The sequence below is a fragment of the Proteus genomosp. 4 str. ATCC 51469 genome (assembly GCF_003144375.1).
Lineage (GTDB): Bacteria > Pseudomonadota > Gammaproteobacteria > Enterobacterales > Enterobacteriaceae > Proteus.
Genome location: NZ_PENV01000013.1, coordinates 1 through 26,025, shown reverse-complemented (window position 1 = coordinate 26,025; position 26,025 = coordinate 1). Strand labels below are relative to the sequence as shown.

The window sequence follows — 26,025 nt, the reverse complement described above, 5'->3', positions numbered from 1 at the left end:
ATTTATCCAAAAATAATACAAGCCCTATTTTTAGATAAAAATTAAATTAACTACTTACTTTTTTGTTAAAGTATTATAGCTTGTCATAAGATTACGATAGTCTGGAATATGATTTGCAAAGAGCGTACCTAATCCTTCGACATCATTACGCCAATCACGGTGTAACTCACAAGCTAAACCAAACCAGTTAATTAATTGTGCCCCTGCTTTCGACATTCTATCCCACGCAGAGTCACGAGAAATGGCATTGAAAGTTCCAGAAGCATCGGTTACCACGAAGACTTCAAAACCTTCTTCAAGTGCAGATAATGCAGGGAATGCGACACAAACCTCAGTCACGACACCCGCAATAATTAGTTGTTTTTTACCTGTCGCTTTAACTGCTTTTACAAAGTCTTCATTATCCCAGGCATTAATTTGTCCAGGGCGGGCGATATAAGGAGCATCCGGGAACATCTCAACAAGTTGAGGCATTAGAGGGCCATTAGGGCCATCTTCAAATGAGGTGGTCAAAATGGTAGGTAAATTAAAGTATTTAGCGGCATTAGCTAATGCTAATACATTATTATTGAATTTATCAGGCTCGATATCTCTTACTAAAGAGAGTAATCCAGCTTGATGGTCTACCAACAGAACTGCAGCATTATTTTTATCAATACGATGATATGTAAAGCTCATAATAATCTCCGGTAGTATAATAGAGGCAAGGCTCAATTAAATAATAGCACCAAATTTATATGACAATACTCAGACCCTTTTAAATTTATATTTTTATTTATTATTAATAAATAATCGATTATAAATTTTAAATATAATTAAATATCACGATATTTAATTAACTGATTATTGGTTTATATAAATTTATTCGTTTTGTTGAAAAGAATTATAAGTGCAATCATTCTTAAATGAATCTAAAGATTATTGTTTTAACTATTCAAAATTTTTGTTGATGTTTTAGGGCTGGAAAAAGGGATAAAAAAACCCCCGCGGGCGGGGGTGAGATAAGCGCAACTAAAAGGTCTCTAACTTACTATCAGGAGATGGATCATTCATTAATGACGATTACGCACAATTTGATAGCGACGAGTTAAGTACTCAACAGGTACGCTCCAAATATGAACTAATCGACAGAATGGGAATAATAAGAAAATCGTCATTCCTAAGAAAATGTGCAATTTAAATACCCATGCAACACCTTCAAGATTTGCTGAAGCACCACCATGGAATGTCACAATAGATTGTGCCCATGCCACCAGCTTCATCATTTCACTACCATCCATATGTTGTGCTGAGAACGGAATTGTTAGTAGACCTAATGCCACTTGAATAACCAGTAGCGTTAAAATCATAATGTCACCAAATGAAGATGTGGCTCTCACTCGTGGATTGGTTAAACGGCGTTTTAATAACATCACGCCCCCCACCAGCATTAACACACCACAAGTACCACCGCCTACCATCGCCATAATTTGTTTATATTCAATCGGTAAAAAAGATTCATACATCCAATGTGGAGTTAACATTCCCAGAAAATGACCAGCAAAAATACCGATGATCCCAACGTGGAATAAGTTAGATGCCAATCGCATATTTTTCTTGTCTAGCATCTGGCTAGAACCTGCACGCCAAGTGTATTGACCATAATCATAGCGTAACCAGCTACCGATAATAAAAACGGCACCAGCAATATAGGGATAGATATCAAAAAATAACATATTGATGTAATTCATTTTTGTGCTCCCGTATCCAACGAATTCCCCACATTGAGATATTGAACTACCGTCTCTTGTGCAAAACGACGCTGATGTTGGCTAATATTGCTACTGCCACATTGCGTACCTTCTCCAAGGAACGTCACTTGTTCTTCTTCCCATACCGCATCTAACGCCGCAGGGGTATCATCTAAAGGCTCTTTTTCTACTTGAGCAGTGAGTTGTGATGCTTCTAATCCGCTTTGTGAAAGACAAAGCAATACATCAAAGAGAGCGTGATAATCACTGCCTCGCTGTTTTAAACGCTCACCTAACAGGGCCAAAATAGGCGCAATATTGTTTAGCCCTTCTATACACTCTGTGGTCGGTAAAAGTGTTAAATACTCAAGGTAAGTAGGCAAATAGTCTGGGAGTTCACGGCTACTTAATGTGATCCCCGCTTGTTGATATTGATTTAACAGATCAACCATTGCCTGACCGCGATCGCGAGATTCACCATGAACATGTTCAAATAACAACAGTGAGCGTGCTCGACCTCTATCAAAAAGTTCACTGTAGTTAGATTGTGCATCTAATAACTCTTGTTGCGTTAATGCGTGAATAAATGCCATCAATTTTGCAACTTGAGTCACAGGAAGCTCATCGGCCTCCTGTAATGCATCAATAAGCTCGCCACGGTTATCCCATAATTCTTGAGTGGGATAATCTAAAAGATGAGAAATAACTTTCAGAGAGATCATCATATTTTCTCCTCTGAACGACGTTCATCCTGAGGTGTTCTTGAAGTGATATCAATCGCATCAATGCGATGACTATTAAACAAATTAAATTTGCTATCACTACCATGGCAACCATCACCAAAGCTAAAACCACAACCATTACGTTCTGGGAAAGCTTCTCTTGCAAGTTCTCGATGGCTTGATGGAATAACAAAGCGATCTTCATAATTTGCAATAGCAAGATAGCGGTACATCTCTTGCGCCTGTGCTTCAGTCAAGCCGACTTGCTCTAACGCACTTAAATCTGTTTTTCCTTCTACGGTTTCAGCACGTTTGTAATGACGCATCGCAAGCATTCGTTTTAGTGCTAATAACACAGGGGCTGTATCACCCGCTGTCAGTAAATTTGCTAAATACTGAACTGGAATACGTAAGCTTTCTACATCAGGCAATACACCAGTATGAGGTAACACACCCGCATCCGCAGCTGACTGAATAGGTGACAAAGGTGGTACATACCAAACCATTGGTAAGGTACGATATTCAGGGTGTAGTGGTAATGCCAGCTTCCAATCCACTGCCATTTTGTAGACAGGTGAACGTTGTGCTGCATCAATCACACTTAACGGAATACCTTGCTCTTCAGCTGCTGCAATCACTTCAGGATCGAAGGGATCTAAGAAGATATCTAACTGGCTTTGGTATAAATCTTTTTCATTATCCGCACTGGCAGCTTGTGAGATTTTATCTGCGTCATACAGCATTACCCCCAGATAACGGATACGTCCTACACAGGTTTCTGAACACAGTGTTGGCTGACCGGCTTCAATACGTGGATAACAGAAAATACATTTTTCTGACTTACCGCTTTTCCAGTTGAAATAGATTTTTTTATATGGACACCCAGTTAAACACATACGCCATCCACGGCATTTATCTTGGTCGATAAGCACAATACCGTCTTCAGCACGTTTATAAATAGCACCACTTGGACATGTCGCCACACAAGCAGGATTTAAGCAGTGTTCACATAAACGAGGTAAATACATCATGAATGTATTTTCAAACTGCCCATACATCTCTTTTTGCATATTGGCGAAGTTTTTATCCGCAGCACGTTTGCTAAATTCGCCACCTAAATCGTCTTCCCAGTTTGGGCCTTTTTCGATTTTAGTCATGCGTTGACCGGTGATCAGTGAACGAGGACGTGCTGTCGGTAATGAGCCTTCTGGTGCATTTTTTAAATGCTCATAGTCATAATCAAACGGCTCATAGTAATCGTCCAATGCTGGAACATCTGGGTTGGCAAAAATTTTAGATAATAGACCAACACGATTACCCATTCTTGGCACTAATTTACCTTTGATATTTTTTATCCAACCACCTTTCCACTTCTCTTGGTCTTCCCAATTTTGTGGATACCCTGTACCTGGTTTGGTTTCAACGTTATTGAACCATGCGTATTCAACACCTTCACGGCTAGTCCAAACATTTTTACAGGTTACTGAACAGGTATGGCAACCGATACATTTGTCGAGGTTGAGTACCATACCGACTTGTGAACGAATTTTCATTATGCCTTCTCCTGTCCATTCAGGGTCTGTTGATAAGCATCACCTTCACCATCAAGCCAATCAATCTGTTTCATTTTACGCACCACAACAAACTCATCACGGTTAGAGCCCACAGTGCCGTAATAGTTAAAGCTATAAGCCAATTGAGCGTAACCACCAATCATATGGGTTGGTTTAGGGCAAACACGCGTCACTGAGTTATGAATACCGCCCCGCATTCCTGTCATTTCTGATCCTGGCAGGTTTATTTGGCGCTCTTGTGCGTGATACATATAAATCATGCCATCAGGAATACGCTGACTGACAATGGCTCTTGCCGTTAACGCACCATTACTGTTGTACGCTTCAACCCAATCGTTATCGCTAATTCCCATCTCTTTGGCATCATCTTCACTCAGCCACACTACAGGGCCACCACGACCTAGCGTTAACATGAGTAAGTTATCGCTATAGGTTGAGTGAATACCCCATTTTTGGTGAGGAGTTAGGAAATTCAGCGCTTTTTCAGGGAAACCATTTGGTTTTTTACCTTTAACCGCATCAATCGCTTTAGTATCAATAGGTGGACGGTAAACCACTAAGCTTTCACCGTAAGCACGCATCCACTCGTGATCTTGATACAACTGCTGGCGACCACTTAACGTACGCCAAGGGATCATCTCGTGAACATTGGTATAACAGGCGTTATAAGAGACATGCTCATCTTCAAGACCAGACCATGTTGGGCTTGAGATAATCTTACGAGGCTGAGCAACAATATCGCGGAAACGAATTTTCTCGTCTTCTTTCACTTTGGCTAAATGAGTGTGATCGCGTCCTGTCACTTTACTTAATGCATCCCACGCTTTTACAGCCACTTGACCGTTAGTTTCAGGTGCTAAAGAAAGAATAACTTCGGCTGCATCAATCGCGGTTTCAATTGCTGGACGCCCTTTTGCCACACCATCATGACGGACACGATTGAGTTTTTTCAGGAAATCGACTTCTGTTTGCGTATTCCAACTGATCCCTTTACCGCCATTACCTAATTTGTCCATCAGAGGGCCAAGTGAGGTAAAGCGAGCATAGGTATTTGGATAATCACGCTCAACAGGAATAAGGTGTGGTGCTGTTTTACCCGGAATAAGGTCACATTCACCTTTTTTCCAATCTTTCACATCAAAAGGCTGTGCCATTTCAGCGGCAGAGTCATGCTGAATAGGCAATGTCACTAAATCCGTTTCAACCCCTAAATGACCAACACACAATTTAGAGAAAGTTTTAGCAATGCCTTTATAGATTTCCCAGTCTGTTTTAGATTCCCAAGCAGGATCAACCGCGGCAGTTAATGGATGAATAAATGGATGCATATCCGAAGTATTCATATCATCTTTCTCATACCATGTAGCGGTTGGTAAAACGATATCGGAGAAGAGACAGGTACTTGACATACGGAAGTCTAAAGTCACCACTAAATCAACTTTACCTTCACCACCGTTATCTTGCCATTCCACTTCTTGTGGCTTAACTTGGCCTTGCTCGCCTAAATCTTTACCTTGTAATCCGTTTTCGGTTCCCAGCAAGTATTTCAGTAAATACTCATGTCCTTTACCCGCCGAACCTAATAAGTTAGAGCGCCAGATAAATAAATTACGTGGGAAGTTTTGTGGATTATCAGGTTGCTCTGAAGCAAAACGAATTTCACCTGATTTCAATGCATTAACGGTGTAATCAGCGGCACTAACACCTGCCTCTTGAGCTTTTTTCGCAATAGACAGAGGGTTTAAATTTAATTGAGGCGCCGATGGTAACCATCCCATACGTTCTGAACGCACATTCATATCAACCAAGCTACCACTAAAGCGTGATTTATCCGCTAGTGGCGATAACAACTCTGTTGGTGATACGGTTTCATAACGCCACTGACTGGAGTGATTATAGAAAAATGACGTACTGTTCATATGGCGAGGCGGACGTTGCCAATCAAGACCAAAAGCTAAAGGCAACCAACCTGTTTGCGGTCGTAATTTTTCTTGTCCAACATAATGTGCCCAGCCACCACCACTTTGACCGACGCAACCACAGAAAATCAGCATATTAATAATGCCACGATAGGTCATATCCATGTGATACCAGTGGTTAATACCGGCTCCCACAATCACCATAGAACGACCATGTGTTTTTTCTGCATTATCTGCAAATTCACGCGCAATACGGGTGATATCTTGACGGCCTACACCTGTCACTTTTTCAGCCCATGCTGGTGAATATGCTTTGATTTCATCGTAATCTGATGCACAGTTTTCATCATTTAAACCGCGATCAACACCGTAGTTTGCTAATAGCAAGTCATAGACGGTTGTAACGTATTTTTCTTCGCCATTTGCAAGTGTAATACGCTTAGCTGGCAGTTTATGAACGAGAACATCATCAAGGGCAACACCTTCAAAGTATTCACTCTTGATGCCACCAAAGTAAGGAAATGCAACGTCAACAACATCATCGTGATTCTCTAAAAGCCCTAATTGTAAAGTGACTTCTTCACCACTCTTACCGTCTTTGGGCTCAAGATTCCATTTAGCAGCGCCTTCCCAACGAAAGCCCATAGAACCTTGAGGAGCAACCAGTTGCTGTGTTTTTTCATCAATAGCAATGGTTTTCCACTCTGGATTTTTCTCCTGATCGAGATTGTTCACTAAATCAGAAGCTCGTAACATGCGACCCGCAACTAAATTGCCAGAATCATGTTTATCTAACATCACTAACATTGGCATGTCAGTGTAAGTGCGCACGTAGTTACTAAAGTATTCCGTTTGGCGTTTAACGTGGAATTCGTTAAGAATAACGTGTCCCATCGCCATTGCCATTGCGCTATCAGTACCTTGTTTTGGATTTAACCATTGGTCACACAGTTTAGCGATTTCAGCATAATCAGGTGTAACCGCAACGGTTTTTGTTCCTTTGTAGCGAACTTCGGTAAAGAAGTGGGCATCTGGAGTACGTGTTTGCGGTACGTTAGAGCCCCAGGCAATCAGGTAAGATGAGTTATACCAGTCTGCCGATTCAGGAACGTCTGTTTGCTCACCCCATGTCATTGGTGATGCTGGTGGTAAGTCGCAATACCAATCGTAAAAACTTAAACATGCCCCGCCAATAAGTGATAAATAACGCGCACCCGCAGCGTATGACACCATCGACATTGCTGGAATTGGCGAAAAGCCGATAATACGATCAGGACCATATTCTTTAGCGGTAAATACGTTAGAAGCAGCAATAATTTCATTTACTTCAGACCATGAAGAACGAACAAAACCACCACGTCCACGCGCTTGTTTATAGCTTTTAGTTTTTTCTGGTGAGCTAATAATTGAAGCCCAAGCATCGACAGGATCACTGTGTTGTGCTTTCGCTTCACGCCATAATTTAATTAAGCGTTTACGTACCATGGGATATTTAACGCGATTTGCGCTGTATAAATACCATGAATAGCTTGCACCACGAGGGCAACCACGGGGTTCATGATCGGGTAAATCTGGACGTGTACGAGGGTAATCCGTTTGTTGGGTTTCCCAAGTTACTAACCCATTTTTGACATAAATTTTCCAGCTACATGAGCCTGTACAGTTAACACCATGAGTAGAACGGACAATTTTGTCATGTTGCCAACGACTACGATAACCATCTTCCCAATCACGATTAACATTTAATTCTTGGCCATGATCCTTTGAAAAGGTATCGCCAAGCTGTTTAAAATAGCGGAATCTATCGAGAAACTTACTCATCAGATACTCTCCCAATGCGCGCGAGCGCTCTCACATTGCGTATAATTCGTCATTATTGTTTATTGTGTTTACGTCCATAGACCAACCAAGTGATCAAGACGCAGGCGATATAAAATAGAACAAAGATTTTCATGGCTCCGGCAGGTGAGCCAGTCATTGCAAGCGATGTGCCAAAGGCTTTAGGAATAAAGAAGCCACCAATTGCACCAATTGCAGAGATAAAACCAAGCGCCGCAGCACTTTCTGTCACCGCTTCTTTTTGAGCAGCTTCATCGCAAGCGCCTTGTGCTTTCATGCGATCAACAGTGATTTTTCTAAACACCACTGCAATCATTTGGAATGTAGAACCGCTACCTAAACCTGCAGTTAAAAACAGCACCATAAAGACGCCATAGAATGCGATAAATGAGCCACCAGCACCGTTTTCAGGTAGTGTTAAGAAGAGTAGAGCAGAGAAAATTGCCATGATGATAAAGTTAATCAGCGTGACTCTAATACCCCCGAATTTATCAGACAAAGCGCCACCTACAGGACGAGCTAAGGCTCCTAATAAAGGTCCAAAGAAGGCATAATGTAAAATAACGATATCTGGGAATTGGGTTTTAGATAACATCGCAAAACCCGCTGAAAAACCAATAAATGAACCAAAAGAACACAGGTATAAAATACTTAACAACCAGAGGTGACCACGTTTTAAAACAGGTAATTGCTGGCTTAAAGAGGCTTTATTAGCCGCCAGGTCGTTCATACCAAACCATGCCGCAAATGTCAGAATAAGTAAGAAAGGAACCCAAATCCATGCAGCATTTTCTAACCATAGACGTGAACCATCTGGCTGAACAACACCCGGACCACTAAACATTGCAAAAACGCCAACACCAATCACTAATGGTGCGACTAACTGCATAACACTGACACCCAGATTGCCTAATCCACCATTTAATCCTAATGCCCCACCTTGACGTGCTTTAGGAAAGAAAAAGCTGATGTTTGCCATACTGGATGCAAAGTTTGCTCCAGCAAAACCACATAACAGTGAAATAGCAATAAAGGTTGCGTAAGACGTTGTTGTATCTTGCACCGCAAAACCCAGCCAGAGACAAGGAATAATCAAAAATACAGTACTGATTGCTGTCCAGCGACGACCGCCAAAAATAGGAATAACAAAAGAATAAGGAACGCGTAATATAGCACCTGAGACTGAAGGCAGTGCAGTCAGCATAAACAACTGATCTGTGGTAAAGTTAAAACCTACTTTGTTCAAATTTACTGCAACAGCACTAAAAAGCATCCATACACAGAACGATAAAAGTAAACAAGGAACAGAAATCCATAAATTGCGTGAAGCGATCTTTTGACCAGTCTTTTCCCAAAAAGCTTTATCTTCAGGATGCCAATCTTCGATCACCCCTTTTCTCATTTTTTCTGGGTGTTGAGTGAGTGCCATAACAACCTCGATTAACGGTTAGATTGGCACCTTTTTACGATTAGAATTGTTAATAAGTCATGATCTGTATCAAGCAAACATTTGTTTGATTTTTAAGCTAAAGTGGCTATTTACACCTAAGTATTAATAGGGTTATTCCTGATTTATCATTACAAATTATAAGGTTAAATAGAAAACACAATAATTTAGAGGTGAAATTACCCTTACCAGCTATTTAGAGGTAATACTTTAGTAGTATATGACATTTGATACCTTTTTAAGGCAAGATAGCGACGGAATCAACTTGGAAAAAAATGATGAGCACGCATAAAATCCAATGGCACTACCGTTTTTCAATTATTAATCAAATAGCGATATTAATGTTACTTTTCACTCTATTGGGTGTGGTAGGAATGGCGATTTCTAACCATATTATTTTGAGTGTACAAGGTAATGCTCATGCGATTAATAAATCTGGATCGCTACGGATGCAAAGCTATCGCTTGCTATCTGCTTTACCTCTAGATGAACAGCATCGTTATTACCTTCATGAATTAGAAACCGATTTAGACAGCAATGAGTTACTCCAAGTCCTGAGTAATGCATCATTACAATCACAATATGCCCAGTTAAATACATATTGGAAAGAAACCTTAAAACCAACCTTGCTCTATGCACAACAACGAGATGATGCAAAACAAGAAGTCGCCTTGTTTGTTTCTCAATTAGACAAACTAGTATTAAGCATAGATCAGTTAACAGAACAAAAAATAAGGCTGGTTGCTTACACTCAGCTTATATTTACCGCACTGACACTCTTACTGTTATTTGGCTCCGTCTGGCATTTCCGCCGCCGTTTATTGCATCCTTGGCAACAATTAATGCAAATGGCGAATTCAATTGGCCATGGTAATTTTTCAGCCCGCTTCCACCAACGTGCTCATCATGATGAAATTGCAACATTAGGTATTGCACTTAATACCATGTCAGAAGAGCTTTCAACGCTATATAGCGAATTAGAAAAAAGGGTGGTCGAAAAAACGCACGACTTACAACAGAAAAACAAAGTACTCTCTTACCTTTATCATTCAAGCCAGCAATTACACTCCCCTGCCCCTCTTTGCGCTCGATTAAGACAGATACTATTTGAACTTCAACAAATTATTCCTGATACCTATTTGCAGATACGTTTATATGAAGATAATCATCACACATTATTTAATGAAATCAGTTTAGAACCGCACTCACGTCCTGAGCATTGCCCAGATCAACAATGTGAGCGCTGTGATGAAACGGTTTCAGCCACTATTCCATTACGCAGTGAACTATTGCATTGGGAATTAGCTGATCAGATCCATCGTTATGGGTTATTTGTTATGCAACTACCCGAACACACAGTCCTGACTGACGAGCAGAATAATTTAATGTTATTACTGACAAAACAAATCTCCGCCATGCTGGCAATGGAACAACAAAATGAGCAACAACAGCAGCTTTTACTCATGGATGAACGCTCTGCTATTGCCCGTGAATTGCATGACTCTATCGCACAATCACTTTCATGTTTAAAAATGCAAGTCAGTTATTTGCAAATGCAGTCAGAAACCTTACCGGATAATTGCCAAAAATTACTCAAAGAGATGCGAGAAGAGCTTAACGTGGCTTATCGCCAGCTAAGAGAATTGTTAACTACATTTCGTTTAAAACTTACTGAGCCGGGATTATTAGCAGCATTAGAAAGTACATTGAATGAATTTAATCAGCGACTTGGGTTTGCTATTAATTTTGACTATCAATTGCCTGCAAAATGCGTGAATTCACATCAGAGTATTCATGTGGTTCAAATTGTACGTGAAGCATTGAATAATATATTACAGCATGCTAATGCCAACTGGGCTGAAGTCTCTTTATCTCTTAATAATGGCATTATTGAATTAAAAATTAACGATAATGGTGAAGGAATTAGTCCTAACCCTGAAAAATTAAATCACTATGGCCTTATTATTATGCGTGAACGCGCAAATAGCTTAAATGGCTCTTATACTATAAAAGTACGTGAACAGGGCGGTACTCAAGTGCTTGTTAAATTTCCATTAATCACTACTCATAAAGACCCTGTATAACATGGAGCAAGTCGTAATGAATAACATGGGATCACCCACAGAAAAAGCGACAATTTTACTCATTGATGATCACCCAATGCTACGCAATGGCGTAAAGCAACTCTTAAGTCTTGATACAACATTAACTGTCGTTGGGGAGGCGGGTGATGGTATTCAAGGCGTGAAACTCGCAGAAGAATTAGATCCAGATTTAATTTTGCTGGATCTGAATATGCCTGGAATGAATGGTTTTGAAACACTTGATCAGTTGAGATTAAAGTCATTATCAGGAAGGATCGTTGTGTTTAGTGTATCAAACTACAGCGATGATTTAGTGACGGCGTTAAAACGCGGTGCTGATGGCTATCTTTTAAAAGATATGGAGCCTGAAGAATTGCTTGCAGCACTTAAACAAGCGGCGGCCGGAAAAATGGTTGTCAGTCCTGCATTAACACCGATTTTAGCGGAATCATTACGTGAAGATCGTTCTGAAGGTGAGCGTGATATTGAACAGCTCACCCCGCGTGAACGTGATATTTTAAAACTAATAGCGCAAGGGCTATCCAATAAAATGATCGCACGTAAACTTGATATCACAGAAAGTACTGTCAAAGTACACGTTAAACATTTACTGAAAAAGATGAAGCTAAAATCTCGCGTAGAAGTTGCCGTTTGGGTTCATCAACAACGTGTCGATTAATCAAAATTAGGTACGATGGGCTGGTGGGTACTCATCAGCTCAACTAACTCTTTTGCCCCTTTTTGTAACGACTCCCCTTTTAACCACATGGCATGAATAGGCAATCGCAACTCATTTTTCGTATTTTTAAACTGAAGTTGTTTTAATTTACCTTTTTGCAATTGAGTATAAATCAACGAATATGGCAAATTACCCCATCCCATTCCCGCTTCAACCATACCTAATGCCATTTGAAAACTATCCGTTTGCCAATAATTTGTAGCCACTAATGAGCGCTCATCCCTCAACTCTTTGGTATGACTTGCGATCATAATTTGGCGAACATTCACTAAATCCTCAATAAATACGCCAGAAGGGTGTGCTAATGCAATATGACTTGCAGAGATCGTTGCCACTAATGATTCAGAGCCGAGATATTGAAATTGCTCATCACCATTCACATACAACCCCCCATAAACTAGGCTCAATTGAATTTTATGCGAATGCAACATCTCAATAATGTCATCTTGTGCCGCGGTTATCACATTCACATTAAGTAATGGATAACGTTGCGTTAATTCAGATAACGCAGGTAATAAATAATCAGGATTAATATCAGCTGCAACACCAATATTTAAGACACTTTCGAGATCCATTGAAAGCTCTTGTGCATGCACTTGTAATAATTTTAATTGCTCTGCGATCATTCTGGCATGAGGTTCAAGTGCTTTGGCTTTTTCGGTTGGCTGAGGCTCTCGTGATGAGCGCTCAAAAAGTGCATAACCTAATTCAGCTTCCATATTGGCAATCGCCATACTAACCGCAGAAGGAACGCGTTTTAATGAACGTGCCGCCGCAGAAAAAGATCCCTTATCCATCACGGCTAAAAATATCGCAATATGTTCACTTGAAAACTGCATGTTCACTCCTGATGTTTCAGTTAAATTGATACTAGCTGACTTTTTCTGTCATTCTTGCTGATTTATCTTACGATGCTTAACAACACTAATCCACAGAAAAAAGAGAGTACAATGCAAGGAATCAAACGAAAAATTGTCTACGTGACAGCTTATGAGATTTTTGGGTGGGTTATTTCATCCGTTGGACTTGCTCTTTTGGCTGATAGCTCAACAGCAGTAACGGGCCCATTAGCACTTGTTATAACAACAATCGCGGTGAGTTGGAATTTTATTTATAACTGTATGTTTGAATTTTGGGAAAGTCGGCAGATTTCAAGAATTCGAACTTTTAGACGTCGTATTGTACATGCAATTGGATTTCAGCTAACACTGGTACTCTATTTAATCCCATTAATTGCATGGTGGCTTAATGTTTCGTTATGGCAGGCATTAGTTATGGATTTTGCGCTGATCATCATTATCCCTTGTTATACTTTCGTTTATAACTGGGTATTTGACAAAGTATTCGGTTTACCGACATCTGCACTACCTGAAAATGCGCCAGTAGCCTAAACGACAAACGAATTAAGAAGAGTGATCTGCAATTAAGATCACTCTTTAACAGGATAGATATCTTCTAATGCAAATTGCTCAATACCCCCCTCTAATTCACAACGACCTAAACCAATATTTTTATCATCAGCCGTTGTTCTTTTGAGTAACTTACCTGTTACTTGAGAAAGTTGAGTATCTAATTCAACAACACGATAATATTCTTTCATATAGCTTTCTTCACCTAGCGCCATATAAACTAAAAATTCATCACCTATTTTAATGTTCATACTTTAACCATCTGCATTCTTAGTTAGTTGCATAAATTCCTAATGCATTTAATAAATCAGCATCAATTAATGCATTAGAAGATAGCTTCATATCTCTTCTGTAATTTTGTATCGATTGACGGGTTGCTGGTCCCATAACACCATCAATTACTCCATTGAAATAATGTTTTTCAAATAGTGCAAATTGTACCCTCATAACAAGGCGCTTTCTTTGTTCTTGAGTAAAATTTGAGTTCCTAACTGATTGTGAAAAATCATTACTAGATGAAGAATTTGATGAATTCTGTGAGTTTGTTCTATTGGTTGTTTGTGGCTGAGAATAACTCGGTGTTGAAGGTGCACTTCTGTAATAACCACCACCAGAAGAAGAACGGTGTGAACTATGGCTACGATGGCTTCGGTGAGAACTATGACTTCTATGCCCTGCAATATAAAAAGGCGTTTCTACATTTAAAGGTGCAAAAACAAGATCTTCGGGTTCAAATGTTAACTCAGAATTAGGTAGCCCAGTAGAACTGGCTATTGCCTGACTATTTAAGGATAAAAAACCAGGAAGTAAAGCAGCTAAACTCCACTTTTTCATAAAATTGCCCTCGTAGCTTGATGATATTTACCGTATGAAGAACTAAAATATCCACCACAATGCTCTTTCATTTTGCATAGGCTACACTCACTTGGATAATAGTTCTTCCAATCAGAAATAGATTGAACGCTGTACTCCCATAAATTTTCAGGTAGATGACACAACGGATAGTTAAATAATGCCAAAGGAATTTGACTAATATCAGTCATATTAATCGCTAAATTTAGCTGTTCTGAGTACTCATCGGGAGGAATATAAAGCTCTTTCCAATTTCTTTTAGCCCAACCGGTTGGCTCTAAATTCATAATTGAAATTTGATTAATATTTGAAAATACTCTTGCACATAGTTCAACAATACCATGAAAATAAAGGTAATTTATTTTTGTTGGGATTATCCTTAATTCAATATTGATACCGAGATTACCTGCATTAATTAATCCTGAAATCGTTTCTTTATATGCCCCTTTACATACAACTAATTTGTCATGAATTTCCTCATAGGTAGAATAAAGAGGAATACCAAATGATATAGCCATCCCCTTAATTTCTTCTGTTAATTTTTTAGTAAAAGCGATATCACTAAATTTTCGTCCATTAGTTAATACATGTAGTGCTGTTTTAGGCGCATTCTTTTTTACTCTTTGGATAAAATCAATAAACTTTTCATCATAAATTAAAGGCTCTCCACCACTAATCCCGATGATGCCATCAAAATTAAATGCAGATATTGCAAGAATAGCGTCTTCTAATAACCAAGAATCATCATCTTTTTTGGGGGGCTGAGAACAAAACTGGCATAGATTATTGCATCGTTCGGTAACGAGTAATGTGTTGTGATTTGCCCTACGAGATAAAATCACTCTCACTTTACTATTATAAGAAGAAATAATATCACCACTCTCAACGCTATTATAAAGCTCACTATTTGCTATTACATATTTTGCACCGTTATAAGATGTCAGCGGTAAAGACGTTTCTTCTTGTTGAACAATAACATTGTCTAAATAGAATTTAGGATCTACCAATTTATCTTTAAATATTTGGTAGTAACCATTACCTAATTTATTCTTAATATCGAATAAATCTTTTCTGATAACCTCAAGCATAAGCCCAACTTTTTAATAATGTAGATCCGTCATTACCTTTATCAATTTTTTTTACTAATAATTTAAACATTCCTTTGTGATAAAGGCAAAATCGTGAAAGGCTTTTATTTCCAATCGGCTCACCAAATAAACTAATATTTTGACAAGGGTCAACACCACAATATGGCTGAAAAGCACAAGTTTCACAACCAACATGTAGCATGTTAAATGAATTAGAAAGTAAATTATTATAGATAGGGTTTTTATTAAATGATAATGAATCAAAATCACCTAAAGAAAAATCAATATCAGAGTACACCTGCTGAAGCATTCTTGATTCATCACTTCCATATACTTTCCCATCATAATTAAATAATAAGCTATTAAATATGATACCGCTTGGAGATTTTAAATCAGCATACCCACAAAAACCTGGGTTATATAACCTTTTTATATGTATAGCACCAGAATGTTCAACAAAAGGAAATCCTTTCTTGTTTTCCTCAAAAATAATATCTAATAACTTTTCATAAAAACTAATATATTCAGATATTGTGTAGCTTTCTTTTTTTTCTGCAAATCCATAAGGACTTATTGGCCTAATAAAAAGATCAAATATGTCTAATTCAAAATGAGCATCAATTAATGATTGAGGGTTATGAAGTAACTCCTTTGTTACTGTAGTGACCGTTGAAACCCTATCTTTACCTAATCTACATTGTAGTTTTTTTATATTTTCTGTAATTATCTGGAAGGAGTTCTTTGTAGGTAATATCCTATTTTTATTATGTACATATTCATCCCCATCTAAAGATACTGAGTAGATAACAGGTTTTTCCTCTGACCATTCAATCATTTCATCTGTAAGTAACGAAAGACTTGAAGTAATAACAAACTCAATATTTTCTTGACCGAGTTGAATAACAGCTTCATCATATATTTTTTTAACGAGATCAAACCTAATTAATGGCTCACCGCCTTGTATTTCAATTTTATAATTCTTTTTTGAAAGATTTTTTATGATTGAAATTATTTTAGGTATTTCATTCTCATTTAAATCAAAATTATTAGCTGATATGGAGGCTCGGCTTACTTGGCAATATTTACAAGTATGATCACAACGCAATGTTGGTACAATCATAAAAATTGGAGAAAATTTCATTTCTGACATAAGTTTCTTCCCCAGCCCAGATGCGAGCATCATTTTTGGAAGCTTTGTATCTTCATCAGTAATAAATAATTTATTTCTAAGTATTTTATTTATTTTCTCATCATCGCTTTTTCCAAAGTCAATAATATTGGATAACTCAACGTAACTTAATACATGATTAAAACCAGCCAGGTTACTGATAAATAATCTATTATTATCTATATGTTCGAGATTAAATGGTAATAAGTTCATTCGTTCAACCTTTCATTTATACTCATCAATACTCTATTAATAATTGATTCTTTTACTTTTCCTGTTTTTAATTCTATTTTTTCTCTTAAAATATAATCATTAATTAATTTATTAAATTCAAATAAATTTGGCTCATTATTATCTTCGAACGTAATTTTCCATTGATCATCTATTTCTTCTAATGTCCAGCGAGTATAGCTAGACATCCAATATAAAGAATTTCGTATAACCCATTGAGAATAATTAGTTTTATCCAGTTTTATTTCAGTCATTTTATATCTTTCATAGAAAAACATAAAAATATCTTATATTTTTATATTGCGAATGTCATTCAATAAATCCGCAACGATTAAATTGAATATAAAACTTTTTATATTCAATAGATTAACTTCCAACTCATCATAATGATGCTGATCAGAATAAAAGATAGTGTTAAGTATTGGAAAAAACGCTCTGATAAATACACTAAAAGATAGCGTGCTAGCGGAATAGAAAGTAATGATCCTAAACAGAGAATAAGTGCCGTGTGAACATCGGTATAACCACCAGCACTATAAGCGATAGCTGAGCCACCCGAAAGAATGGTGGTAATAAAAATAGAGGTACCAATCGCCTCCTTAATCCCCATTTGTGCAAAACGCATTAATACAGGCAATACCACTAATCCACCTCCAACTCCCGTCGCTCCAAGCACAAACCCTGCACTCATTCCTGGTACAAATAAGGAAGAAAAAGTAACAGATGAAGATGGTGGCAAAGAAATTAAAGGATCTGAACCTGTTGATCTTCTTATCATTCGTTGTAAAAACAAGATCAATGAAAATATGATGGCAACGATCATTAAAATATTAATACCAGATTCAACACGATCGTAATATTGAGGCTGCGATCCCAACCACGTCACCCCATAACTCGCTAAAAAAGTTGCAGGAAACATGATCGTCAAAATTAATAATGCGGGTTTTAATGGAATATTACCTAAACGAAAATGGATATAAGAAGACGAGAGTTTCATTAGCATAGATAACAAATTAGCCGTTGCCACAGCCGCTAATGCATTCATTCCAAAAAGATAAATAAGAACAGGCAATAAAATAACGCCTCCGCCAACTCCGGTCGTTGTAATAACTAACCCTATTGCAGCGCCGATAAGCAGTTGTGAGACGAGTAACATCCTATTTCCTTTTGCTGATAATTTAGCGAGCCTAGATTATAGGCAAAATAACTTATAACCAAAAGGAATTAGATATAACAAATAGATATATAAATAAAGTTATTATAAAAAAGCCCTTTAATACGGAATTTACTCATATTAAAGGGCTAATATTAAAGGCAGTTATTATTCTTATTAATCAGTATATTAGTTATTTAACACTCTTAATTTATTTCAGCCAAAACGGTTTCTGCTGAAAAATAATCGCCTGTTTTAGCTTTTTGCTGCAATACCCCATCACAAGATGCGATCACCTGAACTTCCATTTTCATCGCTTCCATAATAGCAATAACATCACCTTCTTTGACTTTATCACCATCAGATAAGATCCAGCTATGTAATACGCCAGAGATTGGCGCTATCACCGCTTTTTCATTCTCTTCTTTCTCATGATTAGCACTAACAGCTGTTGGTATTACCGCGGAGAGTGACAATAATTGAGCTGGCAAAGCGAGTTCATGACGACGACCATCAATTTCAATAAAGGTACGAACGAGTTCTTCATTTTTTGCTGGTGTACTACGAGGGAAATGAATATTTTTTGCCTGAAAGTCAGTTTCAATCCAACGAGTATGTACCTTAAAATCTTCAGTAAAATCGGTGTGTTCCATCATTTCACAATGGAAAGGTAATACACTTGCCACGCCTTCTATTTTAAATTCAGATAATGCTCGACGAGCACGAGCAATAGCTTGTTCGCGAGTTGCACCCGTCACTATCAGTTTGGCCATCATTGAATCGAATTGGCGTGAAACCTGATTATTCTCAGCAACACCACTATCAACTCGCACACCGGGGCCTGAAGGCTGAGAAAAATGCGTAATTAAACCTGGTGTCGGTAAAAAACCTTTGGTGGGATCTTCCGCATTGATCCTAAATTCAAAAGAGTGGCCACGCGGGACAGGTGTTTTATCAATACTGAGTGGCAAACCTTCAGCAATACGTAACTGCTCGATAACTAAATCAATACCTGCGGTTTCTTCTGTCACTGGATGCTCTACTTGTAGACGAGTATTTACTTCCAGAAATGAGATAGTGCCATTTGCACTTAATAAAAACTCAACTGTACCAGCCCCTATATAGCCCGCTTTAGCACAAATATCTTTAGCTGACTGGTGAATGCGTTCACGTTGTTCGTCTGTCAAATAAGGTGCTGGTGCTTCTTCAATAAGCTTTTGATTACGTCGCTGTAGCGAACAATCTCGTGTTCCGACAACAACAACATTGCCCAGTTTGTCTGCGATAATTTGTGCTTCGATATGACGAGGTTTATCTAGAAATTGCTCAACATAACATTCGCCACGTCCAAATGCGGTGACAGCTTCTCGTACTGCGGAATGATAAAGCTCTTCAATTTCTTCCATTTTATGAGCAATTTTTAAGCCTCGCCCACCACCACCAAAAGCAGCTTTAATCGCAACAGGCAAACCATATTGCTTGGCAAAATCTAATACTTCTTTAGCATTATTAACAGGATCAGCAGTACCATTAACTAAAGGAGCACCAACTGACTGTGCAATTTTACGCGCTTTCACTTTATCGCCAAGTACCTCAATCGTTTCAGAATTTGGCCCGACCCAAATAAATCCAGCTTCTTGTACCGCTTTTGCAAAATCTGCACGCTCTGAAAGAAAACCATAGCCTGGATGGATCATCGTTGCTTTAGCTTTACTAGCGATATCAATAATTTTGTTAATATCTAAATAGCTTTCTTTCGGTAAATTACCATTGAGTCCATAAGCTTCATCAGCAAGACGAACATGCAGTGCATCAATATCATCATTCGCATAAATAGCAATTGAAGTGGCACCATAATCCTGACAAGCACGAATGATACGAACCGCAATTTCGCCTCGGTTTGCAATAAGTACTCGATGCTTCACTCGTTGTTTTTGGTTAATTGTTGTCATGAGTGGCATTCTCCTATCAATATTCTTGGAATTCGGTAATTGGATTAAAACGAATTTTAGCGTTAACAGGGATCTGCCCTGCGAGTGGTAAGTGATATTCAGCGACAGCACCAATAACAGGATAACCTCCTGTTAATGGGTGATCGTTAAGAAACAAAACAGGCTGCCCATTAATTGGTACTTGTATTGCACCAATACAGGTGCCTTCACTTGATAATTCTTGTTGTTGCTCTCGCGCAAGGGGCGTTTCGCCTAGTAAACGTAAACCAATACGATTAGATTGTGGTGTGACTTGCCACAATTGAGAGGTTAGCGTCTTTATTGCATCCACAGTAAACCAGTCAGTACGAGGACCTAAAACAATATCAAGAGTGACGATATCTCCTTGTTTTGGCAGTGTTAATATTGGTTGTTCCTCAACAATAACACGGTTTGATATGCTTTCGTTATTAAGGTGAAGTACATCTCCTTCTTGCAATGCACTAGGCCCAATTTGGGCTAAAGTATCAAAAGCATGACTACCTAAAACTTTAGGTAATTCAAACCCACCTCTCACAGCAAGATAGCTACGTACCCCTGTTGTTGGTATCCCTAAAATAATTTCATCACCACAACGAACATCTATTGGTTGATAGCTTGATAGATATTCATTCACTCCTGACTCATGTTTTAATAAAATAGAACAATCCGCCCCAGTTAAGGCAATAACACAATCTTGTCGCGCTTTAAGTGCTAATCCACCTTGAGTTATCTCAAGTGCTACGAAGGTTGTCGGATTCCCCACCAAACGATTAGCCGCATGTAAAGCGGGTTTATCTAGTGCACCAGAAGCGGAAACCCCCATTGATGCAGCACCAATTCGTCCTTCATCTTGAAATAATGTCTGTAATCCTGCCGAAATGACATATAAGCCTTTATCATTTAATGAGATAGGAGAAGCTACTGCCGATTTTTTTTCAGGTAATGAAACTGTTATTGGTGCTTTTTGTGCATCAATAAAATGCACTTCATTTCCCGGCAATAAAAAGGCAGGTTGTTTGCGGGATAGATCCCACATTTTTATTTCCGTAGTTCCGATTAGCTGCCAACCGCCGGGACTTTGTTGTGGATATACACCACTAAATTCACCGGCTAATCCGACAGAGCCAGCAGGGATCCGTGTACGAGGAGTTTTACGACGAGGTACATAGAGCTGGGTTTCATCAGCGATCAGATAAGCAAACCCTGGAGCGAAACCGGTAAATGCAACTTGATAGGTTTGTTCAGTATGTCTGCGGATCACATCATTTATGGTTATGCCTAATAATTCAGCCACTTCACTAAGATCTTCCCCTTGGTAATGAACAGGGATCGTTAATGACTGTGTTTGACGTGCCGATAGTGCTTTGATTTCTAATTGTCGGAGCTGAACAACAAGTTCTTCAGCCGTGATTAGCCATGGCGTATAGTGAATTAAGAGCGTTTTCGCTGCAGGTACAATATCTTCAATAGCAGCAATATCCGCTTGTTTAACGGATTCATACAGCGCGAGAGTCTCTTTTAAAGAGGAAAGCTCAACAAGTAAATGGGATAAATTAACGGGTAAAAAGCGCAAAGTATCTTCCTCCCTTATACGTGATAAGCTGCATCGGGCACATCGGTAATAAACATATGCCCTGGAGCATGGCTAAGTGCAAAAGGAACACCTGAGCGCATCACCGCCGCTTGTGGGGTCACACCACACGCCCAAAACACGGGGATCTCGCCGTCTTCAATTCTCACTGGTGAACCAAAATCTGGCGACATAATATCTTTAATACCCAGAGCTTCAGGTGAACCAATATGCACGGGAGCACCATGTACCGAAGGAAAGCGACCACTGATCATTACAGCATCAGCAATTCTATCTGACGAAATAGGACGCATTGAAACAACTAACTCGCCTTCTAATCGTCCTGCTGGGCGACATAAACGATTGGTTTTATACATCGGAACATTGCAGTTATCCGTGATATGTCGGATTTCAATACCCGCTTCTAACATCGGCGTTTCAAAAGTGAAACTACAGCCAATAAGAAATGTCACGAGATCAGGGTGTTGTGCCCATATGGCTCTAGCATCTGTAATTTCATCCGTTAATTTGCCATTTTCCCAAACACGATAAAGAGGAATGTCGGTACGCAGATCGGCGTCTTTCGCTAAAACAGTACGATAACTACCTGATTCGCAAACATCTAAAATAGGACAACTTTTAGGATTACGTTGTGCATAAAGTAAGAAGTCGAATGCCCAATCACGAGGCAAACTAATCATATTTGCTTGTGTCATTCCTTTTGCCATACCTGCTGTTGGTATAGCTAAACCATGACGAATTGCTAATCGAGCCTCTTGTGCTTTGGTGATTGCATCAGCAGCTGCTTTCATTAAATTTGTCATATTTACCCCTCACTTTTCAGTAAAGCAGGCGCAAATGGTTTAATTACAACGCCATGATTTATTAAAGTTTTTTTTACACTTTTGGCTAAATTGACTGCATCAGGACTATCACCATGGACACAAATAGAATCTGCATCTATAGCAGTAAAAATACCTTCTATAGACTCAATACCACCTTCTTGTACAAGTTGTAACATACGTTGTGCAACACGTTCTGGATCATGTAAAACTGCGCCCTCTTTTTTACGAGAAACCAGAGTGCCATCAGCGTGATAAGCTCTGTCTGCAAAGGCTTCGGCTATTACACGAAGCCCTTTTTCTTTAGCAAAAGTAATCAAGGGTGATCCGGCTAAAGCAACTAATACCAATTGAGGATCTACAGCAAGTATCGCCTCAATAACCGCAAGCGCTTGGCGTTTATCATGTGCAATTGTGTTATAGAGTGCACCATGAGGCTTAACATAAGTCACACTCAAACCTACTGCTGTAGCTAGCCCTTGCAAAGCACCAATTTGATAAATCACATCAGCGGTTAATTCATCACTGGCAATGTCCATATTACGACGACCAAAACCCACTAAATCAGGATAGGCAACATGAGCTCCAATCGAGACATTATGCAGTTTTGCCGCTTTTAATGTTCTTAAAATTCCATCAGGAGAGCCAGCATGAAAACCACAGGCAATATTGGCACTACTGACTATTTCAAGTACCGCATCATCATTGCCCATTGTCCATTGACCGAAGCTTTCACCTAAATCACTGTTTAAATCGATGGCATTTATCATTGTTATTATTCCTTTAAGCAATATTGAGGTAGTTGAAAATCGCACCTACTGACATGATGCCCATATACCAAGTCAGTACACAGACTAAAATGCCTGACCATAACAGCCATGCTGGGTATTTATAGCCATTCATTAAGTCTTGACGACGCCATGCAACAAAAATAAACAGTGTCATACCAATAGGTAAAATCAGACCATTAAAACCACCGGCAAAGACTAATAAAGCAGCGGGCGCTGTTCCCATCATCATATAAATAGCTAATGAAACAGCAATAAAGATAATGGTTGCGATATTACGCTGGCGTTCAGTGATCCCTTTTTTAAACACAGTGATAAATGACATAGAGGTATAAGCAGCACCAATAACACTAGTAAGAGCAGCTGCCCATAAGATAAGGCCAAAGATACGTAACCCAGTTAAACCCGCAGCATGTTGAAATGCTTGTGAAGCAGGGTTTGCAGCATGGCTAGAAATATCTAATGTTACACCACTAGCCACAACACCTAAAATGGCAAGGAATAAAATGTAGCGCATCAATCCAACAACTAAGATACCTTTTGTTGCAGCGCTCGATACGGCTTCAATATTCTCAATACCCGTCGTTCCCTTATCAAGAAGGCGATGAGCCCCCGCATAACAGATATAACCCCCTACTGTTCCACCCACAATTGTGGTAATTGTGGCAAAATTAATAGAGTCAGGTAAAACCGTTTGTTTTAATGCTTCACCAATCGGTGGATTAGAAGCAAACATGACAAAAACAGTTAGTAAGATCATGACCATACCAAGAATAATAATCATACGATCAATAAAGTTACTGGCTTTGCGTGAAGAGAAAATATAGATCGCAAGTAATGCACTTAAGATCCCACCCCATTTAGGATCTAACCCAACCATAGCATTAAGCCCTAATCCTGCACCTGCAATATTACCAACGTTAAAAACTAAACCACCGAAGATAACTAATATCGCCAGCAAATAGCCACTTCCTGGGATAGCTTTGTTGGCAATATCTGAAGCGCGCATATTGGTTACCGTGATCACTCGCCAAATACTTTGTTGCACAATAAAATCAATCACAATCGACGCTAAGATCCCAAACGCAAATGCGGCACCCATTGTCGCCGTAAAGGTTGCAGTTTGTGTAATAAAACCAGGACCAATTGCCGAGGTTGCCATTAAAAAAATAGCGGCAATCAGAGAAGAACGTCTACTTTTTATAAACGAAGTTGGAGCTGTATTTGCAGAATCTTGTGTAGCCATAAGCTACCCCCTTTATCATCATTATTTTAATTATTATTACTAAGGCAATTTGCATGCCATTGTTGAGCATGAATATCTGATTGTTAATCAGTTGATATTAGATTGTTGAACAATTAATAATAATAGATGAATAAATAAGCAAATAGATTTAAATATAGGATGATAAAAGTGCAAAGAAGATCGCATTTTTAACATTTTATTGACAATTGGAGGTGGTTTATTCGTATCAGAAATGCACGGGAATGAAGCATAAAAAGATAAGATGCACAAAAATAGTGCATATAAATGAAGAAAAATAAATTTGAGTATTAAAAATTAATAAAGAAAAAATCAATTTTTTTAATAAAAACAAACTGAAAGCAATATTGTAGAGAGTGATAAGTGCAACATACAGCGACAATAGAGGTTATATATTGTAAAGCTCACTGATAGAATAGATGTTTCTATTAAGCTAATAGCAGAAGATAATGCAGAAAAAAACATCGCCACAAATTCTTTCTCAAAAAGTTGCCAATATTATTCGGCAAAAAATCACTATCGGAGAATTACCTCCTGGTGAAAGACTTTCAGAAACCGCATTAAGTGAAACGCTAGAGATATCTCGTAATACCTTGAGAGAGGTTTTTCGTGTATTAACTCAAGAAGGGCTGTTAACTTATAAACCTAATCGTGGTGTTTTTGTTTCAGTGCCAGATATGGCAAGTATCATGGATATTTATCGTGTAAGACGATTAATTGAGTGTGATGCTCTGCGACATTCTTATCCTATGCACCCTGCCATTATTAGAATGCAAGATAGTGTCGATCAAGCAAAAAAGTTTCAAGAACAACAAGATTGGAGTGGTGTCGGAACCTGTAACATGCATTTTCATACCGCTATCGCTGAGCTTTCTGATAGTCCCAGATTATTTAAGCAATACCAGCTTATTTTAGCTGAATTGCGCTTAGCATTCGGCTTATTAAATGATCCTCAATTGCTACATGCACCTTATATTGAGAAAAATGAACAGATTTTAATGCTGTTAATGGATGGCAAAGCGCAAGAAGCGGCGATGGCAATGGAAGACTATTTGGATATTTCAGAAAGGACTGTGCTTGCTGCTTTTTCTCGTCATAATTTTTGTTAATTATTCAATTAATAATAAAATGCCCTATGTTGGGGCATCTAAATAGCGTGATTTTTCATTATTATTCGATTTAAAAACTCTAAACGCAAAAAAGCCAACCCATTGGGTTGGCTTTTTCGTCTTATTTAATGCCTGGCAGTTCCCTACTCTCACATGGGGAGACCCCACACTACCATCGGCGCTACAACGTTTCACTTCTGAGTTCGGCATGGGATCAGGTGGGACCGTTGCGCTATGGCCGCCAAGCAAATTCTGTTTTATCACCCGTTACTCCGATTTCTCGTCATAACCAGCAATATTCAATCTTAAACAAGCTTACTTCATCTACTCTTTGTCTCTCAGACAAAACACCTTCGGTGTTGTCAGGTTAAGCCTCACGGTTCATTAGTACTGGTTAGCTCAACATATCGCTACGCTTACACACCCAGCCTATCAACGTCTTAGTCTTAAACGTTCCTTTAGGTCACTCAAGGTGACAGGGAAGACTCATCTCGAGGCAAGTTTCCCGCTTAGATGCTTTCAGC

22 protein-coding genes and 2 rRNA genes are annotated in these 26,025 nt (G+C 38.8%); 4 read left to right on the top strand and 20 right to left on the bottom strand.

All coding sequences use genetic code 11. The annotated features are described in order from the left end of the window. Positions 1-54 precede the first annotated feature (54 nt). The 6 genes from ycaC to DK866_RS12600 all read right to left on the bottom strand — a co-directional run bounded on the left by ycaC (position 55) and on the right by DK866_RS12600 (position 9,213). On the bottom strand, positions 55-678 hold the full coding sequence (gene ycaC, locus DK866_RS12625) for an isochorismate family cysteine hydrolase YcaC (protein WP_109409197.1): 624 nt from the start codon (positions 676-678) through the stop codon (positions 55-57). 374 nt (positions 679-1,052) lie between these two features. Then, positions 1,053-1,730: a respiratory nitrate reductase subunit gamma gene (gene narI, locus DK866_RS12620; protein ID WP_109409196.1), complete on the bottom strand. Its 678-nt coding sequence runs from the start codon at positions 1,728-1,730 to the stop codon at positions 1,053-1,055. Continuing rightward, positions 1,727-2,452 carry a nitrate reductase molybdenum cofactor assembly chaperone gene (narJ, locus tag DK866_RS12615; protein ID WP_167395486.1) on the bottom strand — a complete coding sequence of 242 codons (726 nt, stop codon included), beginning with the start codon at positions 2,450-2,452 and terminating at the stop codon, positions 1,727-1,729. The genes narI and narJ overlap by 4 nt, the downstream gene beginning before the upstream one ends. After that, positions 2,452-4,005, bottom strand: coding sequence for a nitrate reductase subunit beta (narH, locus tag DK866_RS12610; RefSeq protein ID WP_075672934.1), 1,554 nt, complete (start codon positions 4,003-4,005; stop codon positions 2,452-2,454). The genes narJ and narH overlap by 1 nt, the downstream gene beginning before the upstream one ends. After that, the gene (locus DK866_RS12605; protein ID WP_109409194.1) at positions 4,005-7,766 is read right to left on the bottom strand and encodes a nitrate reductase subunit alpha; all 3,762 of its coding nucleotides are present in this window, start codon (positions 7,764-7,766) and stop codon (positions 4,005-4,007) included. The genes narH and DK866_RS12605 overlap by 1 nt, the downstream gene beginning before the upstream one ends. Positions 7,767-7,818: 52 nt before the next feature. Next, positions 7,819-9,213, bottom strand: a complete 1,395-nt coding sequence (locus DK866_RS12600) for a NarK family nitrate/nitrite MFS transporter (RefSeq protein ID WP_109409193.1) — start codon at positions 9,211-9,213, stop codon at positions 7,819-7,821. 296 nt (positions 9,214-9,509) lie between these two features. Here DK866_RS12600 and narX point away from each other — a divergent pair, with 296 nt between their 5' ends. Further along, the gene (gene narX / locus DK866_RS12595; RefSeq protein WP_109409192.1) at positions 9,510-11,315 is read left to right on the top strand and encodes a nitrate/nitrite two-component system sensor histidine kinase NarX; all 1,806 of its coding nucleotides are present in this window, start codon (positions 9,510-9,512) and stop codon (positions 11,313-11,315) included. Positions 11,316-11,340: 25 nt separating this feature from the next. Beyond that, positions 11,341-11,994: a two-component system response regulator NarL gene (gene narL, locus DK866_RS12590; protein ID WP_082239485.1), complete on the top strand. Its 654-nt coding sequence runs from the start codon at positions 11,341-11,343 to the stop codon at positions 11,992-11,994. On the opposite strand, the gene DK866_RS12585 is transcribed toward narL, so the two are convergent. Continuing rightward, positions 11,991-12,893: a LysR family transcriptional regulator gene (locus tag DK866_RS12585; RefSeq protein ID WP_109409191.1), complete on the bottom strand. Its 903-nt coding sequence runs from the start codon at positions 12,891-12,893 to the stop codon at positions 11,991-11,993. The two genes, narL and DK866_RS12585, sit on opposite strands and share 4 nt — an antisense overlap. 111 nt (positions 12,894-13,004) lie before the next feature. Here DK866_RS12585 and DK866_RS12580 point away from each other — a divergent pair, with 111 nt between their 5' ends. Continuing rightward, positions 13,005-13,445: a PACE efflux transporter gene (locus tag DK866_RS12580; RefSeq protein WP_109409190.1), complete on the top strand. Its 441-nt coding sequence runs from the start codon at positions 13,005-13,007 to the stop codon at positions 13,443-13,445. A 38-nt stretch (positions 13,446-13,483) separates the two neighbouring features. Here the strand turns inward: DK866_RS12580 and DK866_RS12575 are convergent, their stop codons facing one another. From DK866_RS12575 to DK866_RS12525, 11 genes are all read right to left on the bottom strand, one after another. After that, entirely contained in the window at positions 13,484-13,714 is a 231-nt protein-coding gene (locus tag DK866_RS12575; protein ID WP_072063842.1) for a hypothetical protein, read from the bottom strand. A gap of 19 nt (positions 13,715-13,733) precedes the next feature. Then, entirely contained in the window at positions 13,734-14,297 is a 564-nt protein-coding gene (gene hxsA, locus DK866_RS12570; RefSeq protein WP_109409189.1) for a His-Xaa-Ser repeat protein HxsA, read from the bottom strand. Continuing rightward, positions 14,294-15,403 carry a His-Xaa-Ser system radical SAM maturase HxsC gene (hxsC, locus tag DK866_RS12565; protein WP_109409188.1) on the bottom strand — a complete coding sequence of 370 codons (1,110 nt, stop codon included), beginning with the start codon at positions 15,401-15,403 and terminating at the stop codon, positions 14,294-14,296. Before hxsC ends, hxsA begins: the two co-directional genes overlap by 4 nt. After that, on the bottom strand, positions 15,396-16,784 hold the full coding sequence (hxsB, locus tag DK866_RS12560; RefSeq protein WP_109409187.1) for a His-Xaa-Ser system radical SAM maturase HxsB: 1,389 nt from the start codon (positions 16,782-16,784) through the stop codon (positions 15,396-15,398). The genes hxsC and hxsB overlap by 8 nt, the downstream gene beginning before the upstream one ends. Further along, complete coding sequence (gene hxsD, locus DK866_RS12555; protein WP_208624184.1) at positions 16,781-17,056, bottom strand: His-Xaa-Ser system protein HxsD; 276 nt, start codon at positions 17,054-17,056, stop codon at positions 16,781-16,783. Before hxsD ends, hxsB begins: the two co-directional genes overlap by 4 nt. Positions 17,057-17,160: 104 nt before the next feature. Then, complete coding sequence (locus DK866_RS12550; RefSeq protein WP_109409185.1) at positions 17,161-17,958, bottom strand: sulfite exporter TauE/SafE family protein; 798 nt, start codon at positions 17,956-17,958, stop codon at positions 17,161-17,163. A gap of 203 nt (positions 17,959-18,161) precedes the next feature. Continuing rightward, entirely contained in the window at positions 18,162-19,907 is a 1,746-nt protein-coding gene (locus DK866_RS12545) for an acetyl/propionyl/methylcrotonyl-CoA carboxylase subunit alpha (RefSeq protein ID WP_109409184.1), read from the bottom strand. 16 nt (positions 19,908-19,923) lie between these two features. Further along, on the bottom strand, positions 19,924-21,501 hold the full coding sequence (locus DK866_RS12540) for a 5-oxoprolinase/urea amidolyase family protein (protein WP_109409183.1): 1,578 nt from the start codon (positions 21,499-21,501) through the stop codon (positions 19,924-19,926). 14 nt (positions 21,502-21,515) lie between these two features. Then, complete coding sequence (locus tag DK866_RS12535) at positions 21,516-22,322, bottom strand: putative hydro-lyase (protein WP_109409182.1); 807 nt, start codon at positions 22,320-22,322, stop codon at positions 21,516-21,518. A 2-nt stretch (positions 22,323-22,324) separates the two neighbouring features. Further along, a complete protein-coding gene (locus DK866_RS12530; protein ID WP_109409181.1) occupies positions 22,325-23,110 on the bottom strand; it encodes a LamB/YcsF family protein in 786 nt (261 codons plus the stop codon). 13 nt (positions 23,111-23,123) lie between these two features. Further along, positions 23,124-24,374: an NRAMP family divalent metal transporter gene (locus DK866_RS12525; RefSeq protein WP_109409180.1), complete on the bottom strand. Its 1,251-nt coding sequence runs from the start codon at positions 24,372-24,374 to the stop codon at positions 23,124-23,126. 467 nt (positions 24,375-24,841) lie between these two features. On the opposite strand from DK866_RS12525, the gene DK866_RS12520 reads away from it, so the two are divergent. After that, on the top strand, positions 24,842-25,501 hold the full coding sequence (locus tag DK866_RS12520) for a GntR family transcriptional regulator (RefSeq protein ID WP_109409179.1): 660 nt from the start codon (positions 24,842-24,844) through the stop codon (positions 25,499-25,501). A gap of 130 nt (positions 25,502-25,631) precedes the next feature. Here DK866_RS12520 and rrf read toward each other — a convergent pair. Together rrf and DK866_RS12510 are read right to left on the bottom strand one after the other, a co-directional pair. Beyond that, positions 25,632-25,747 (bottom strand): 5S ribosomal RNA (gene rrf / locus DK866_RS12515). Between the two features lie 117 nt (positions 25,748-25,864). Then, positions 25,865-26,025: ribosomal RNA gene (locus DK866_RS12510) — 23S ribosomal RNA — on the bottom strand; the annotation flags it as partial.

Excerpts from the sequence above, each read along its gene's own strand:
- ycaC (WP_109409197.1), bottom strand. The coding sequence starts at position 678 with ATGAGCTTTACATATCATCGTATTGATAAAAATAATGCTGCAGTTCTG.
- narI (WP_109409196.1), bottom strand. The coding sequence starts at position 1,730 with ATGAATTACATCAATATGTTATTTTTTGATATCTATCCCTATATTGCT.
- narJ (WP_167395486.1), bottom strand. The coding sequence starts at position 2,452 with ATGATCTCTCTGAAAGTTATTTCTCATCTTTTAGATTATCCCACTCAA.
- narH (WP_075672934.1), bottom strand. The coding sequence starts at position 4,005 with ATGAAAATTCGTTCACAAGTCGGTATGGTACTCAACCTCGACAAATGT.
- DK866_RS12605 (WP_109409194.1), bottom strand. The coding sequence starts at position 7,766 with ATGAGTAAGTTTCTCGATAGATTCCGCTATTTTAAACAGCTTGGCGAT.
- DK866_RS12600 (WP_109409193.1), bottom strand. The coding sequence starts at position 9,213 with ATGGCACTCACTCAACACCCAGAAAAAATGAGAAAAGGGGTGATCGAA.
- narX (WP_109409192.1), top strand. The coding sequence starts at position 9,510 with ATGAGCACGCATAAAATCCAATGGCACTACCGTTTTTCAATTATTAAT.
- narL (WP_082239485.1), top strand. The coding sequence starts at position 11,341 with ATGGGATCACCCACAGAAAAAGCGACAATTTTACTCATTGATGATCAC.
- DK866_RS12585 (WP_109409191.1), bottom strand. The coding sequence starts at position 12,893 with ATGCAGTTTTCAAGTGAACATATTGCGATATTTTTAGCCGTGATGGAT.
- DK866_RS12580 (WP_109409190.1), top strand. The coding sequence starts at position 13,005 with ATGCAAGGAATCAAACGAAAAATTGTCTACGTGACAGCTTATGAGATT.
- DK866_RS12575 (WP_072063842.1), bottom strand. The coding sequence starts at position 13,714 with ATGAACATTAAAATAGGTGATGAATTTTTAGTTTATATGGCGCTAGGT.
- hxsA (WP_109409189.1), bottom strand. The coding sequence starts at position 14,297 with ATGAAAAAGTGGAGTTTAGCTGCTTTACTTCCTGGTTTTTTATCCTTA.
- hxsC (WP_109409188.1), bottom strand. The coding sequence starts at position 15,403 with ATGCTTGAGGTTATCAGAAAAGATTTATTCGATATTAAGAATAAATTA.
- hxsB (WP_109409187.1), bottom strand. The coding sequence starts at position 16,784 with ATGAACTTATTACCATTTAATCTCGAACATATAGATAATAATAGATTA.
- hxsD (WP_208624184.1), bottom strand. The coding sequence starts at position 17,056 with ATGACTGAAATAAAACTGGATAAAACTAATTATTCTCAATGGGTTATA.
- DK866_RS12550 (WP_109409185.1), bottom strand. The coding sequence starts at position 17,958 with ATGTTACTCGTCTCACAACTGCTTATCGGCGCTGCAATAGGGTTAGTT.
- DK866_RS12545 (WP_109409184.1), bottom strand. The coding sequence starts at position 19,907 with ATGACAACAATTAACCAAAAACAACGAGTGAAGCATCGAGTACTTATT.
- DK866_RS12535 (WP_109409182.1), bottom strand. The coding sequence starts at position 22,322 with ATGACAAATTTAATGAAAGCAGCTGCTGATGCAATCACCAAAGCACAA.
- DK866_RS12530 (WP_109409181.1), bottom strand. The coding sequence starts at position 23,110 with ATGATAAATGCCATCGATTTAAACAGTGATTTAGGTGAAAGCTTCGGT.
- DK866_RS12525 (WP_109409180.1), bottom strand. The coding sequence starts at position 24,374 with ATGGCTACACAAGATTCTGCAAATACAGCTCCAACTTCGTTTATAAAA.
- DK866_RS12520 (WP_109409179.1), top strand. The coding sequence starts at position 24,842 with ATGCAGAAAAAAACATCGCCACAAATTCTTTCTCAAAAAGTTGCCAAT.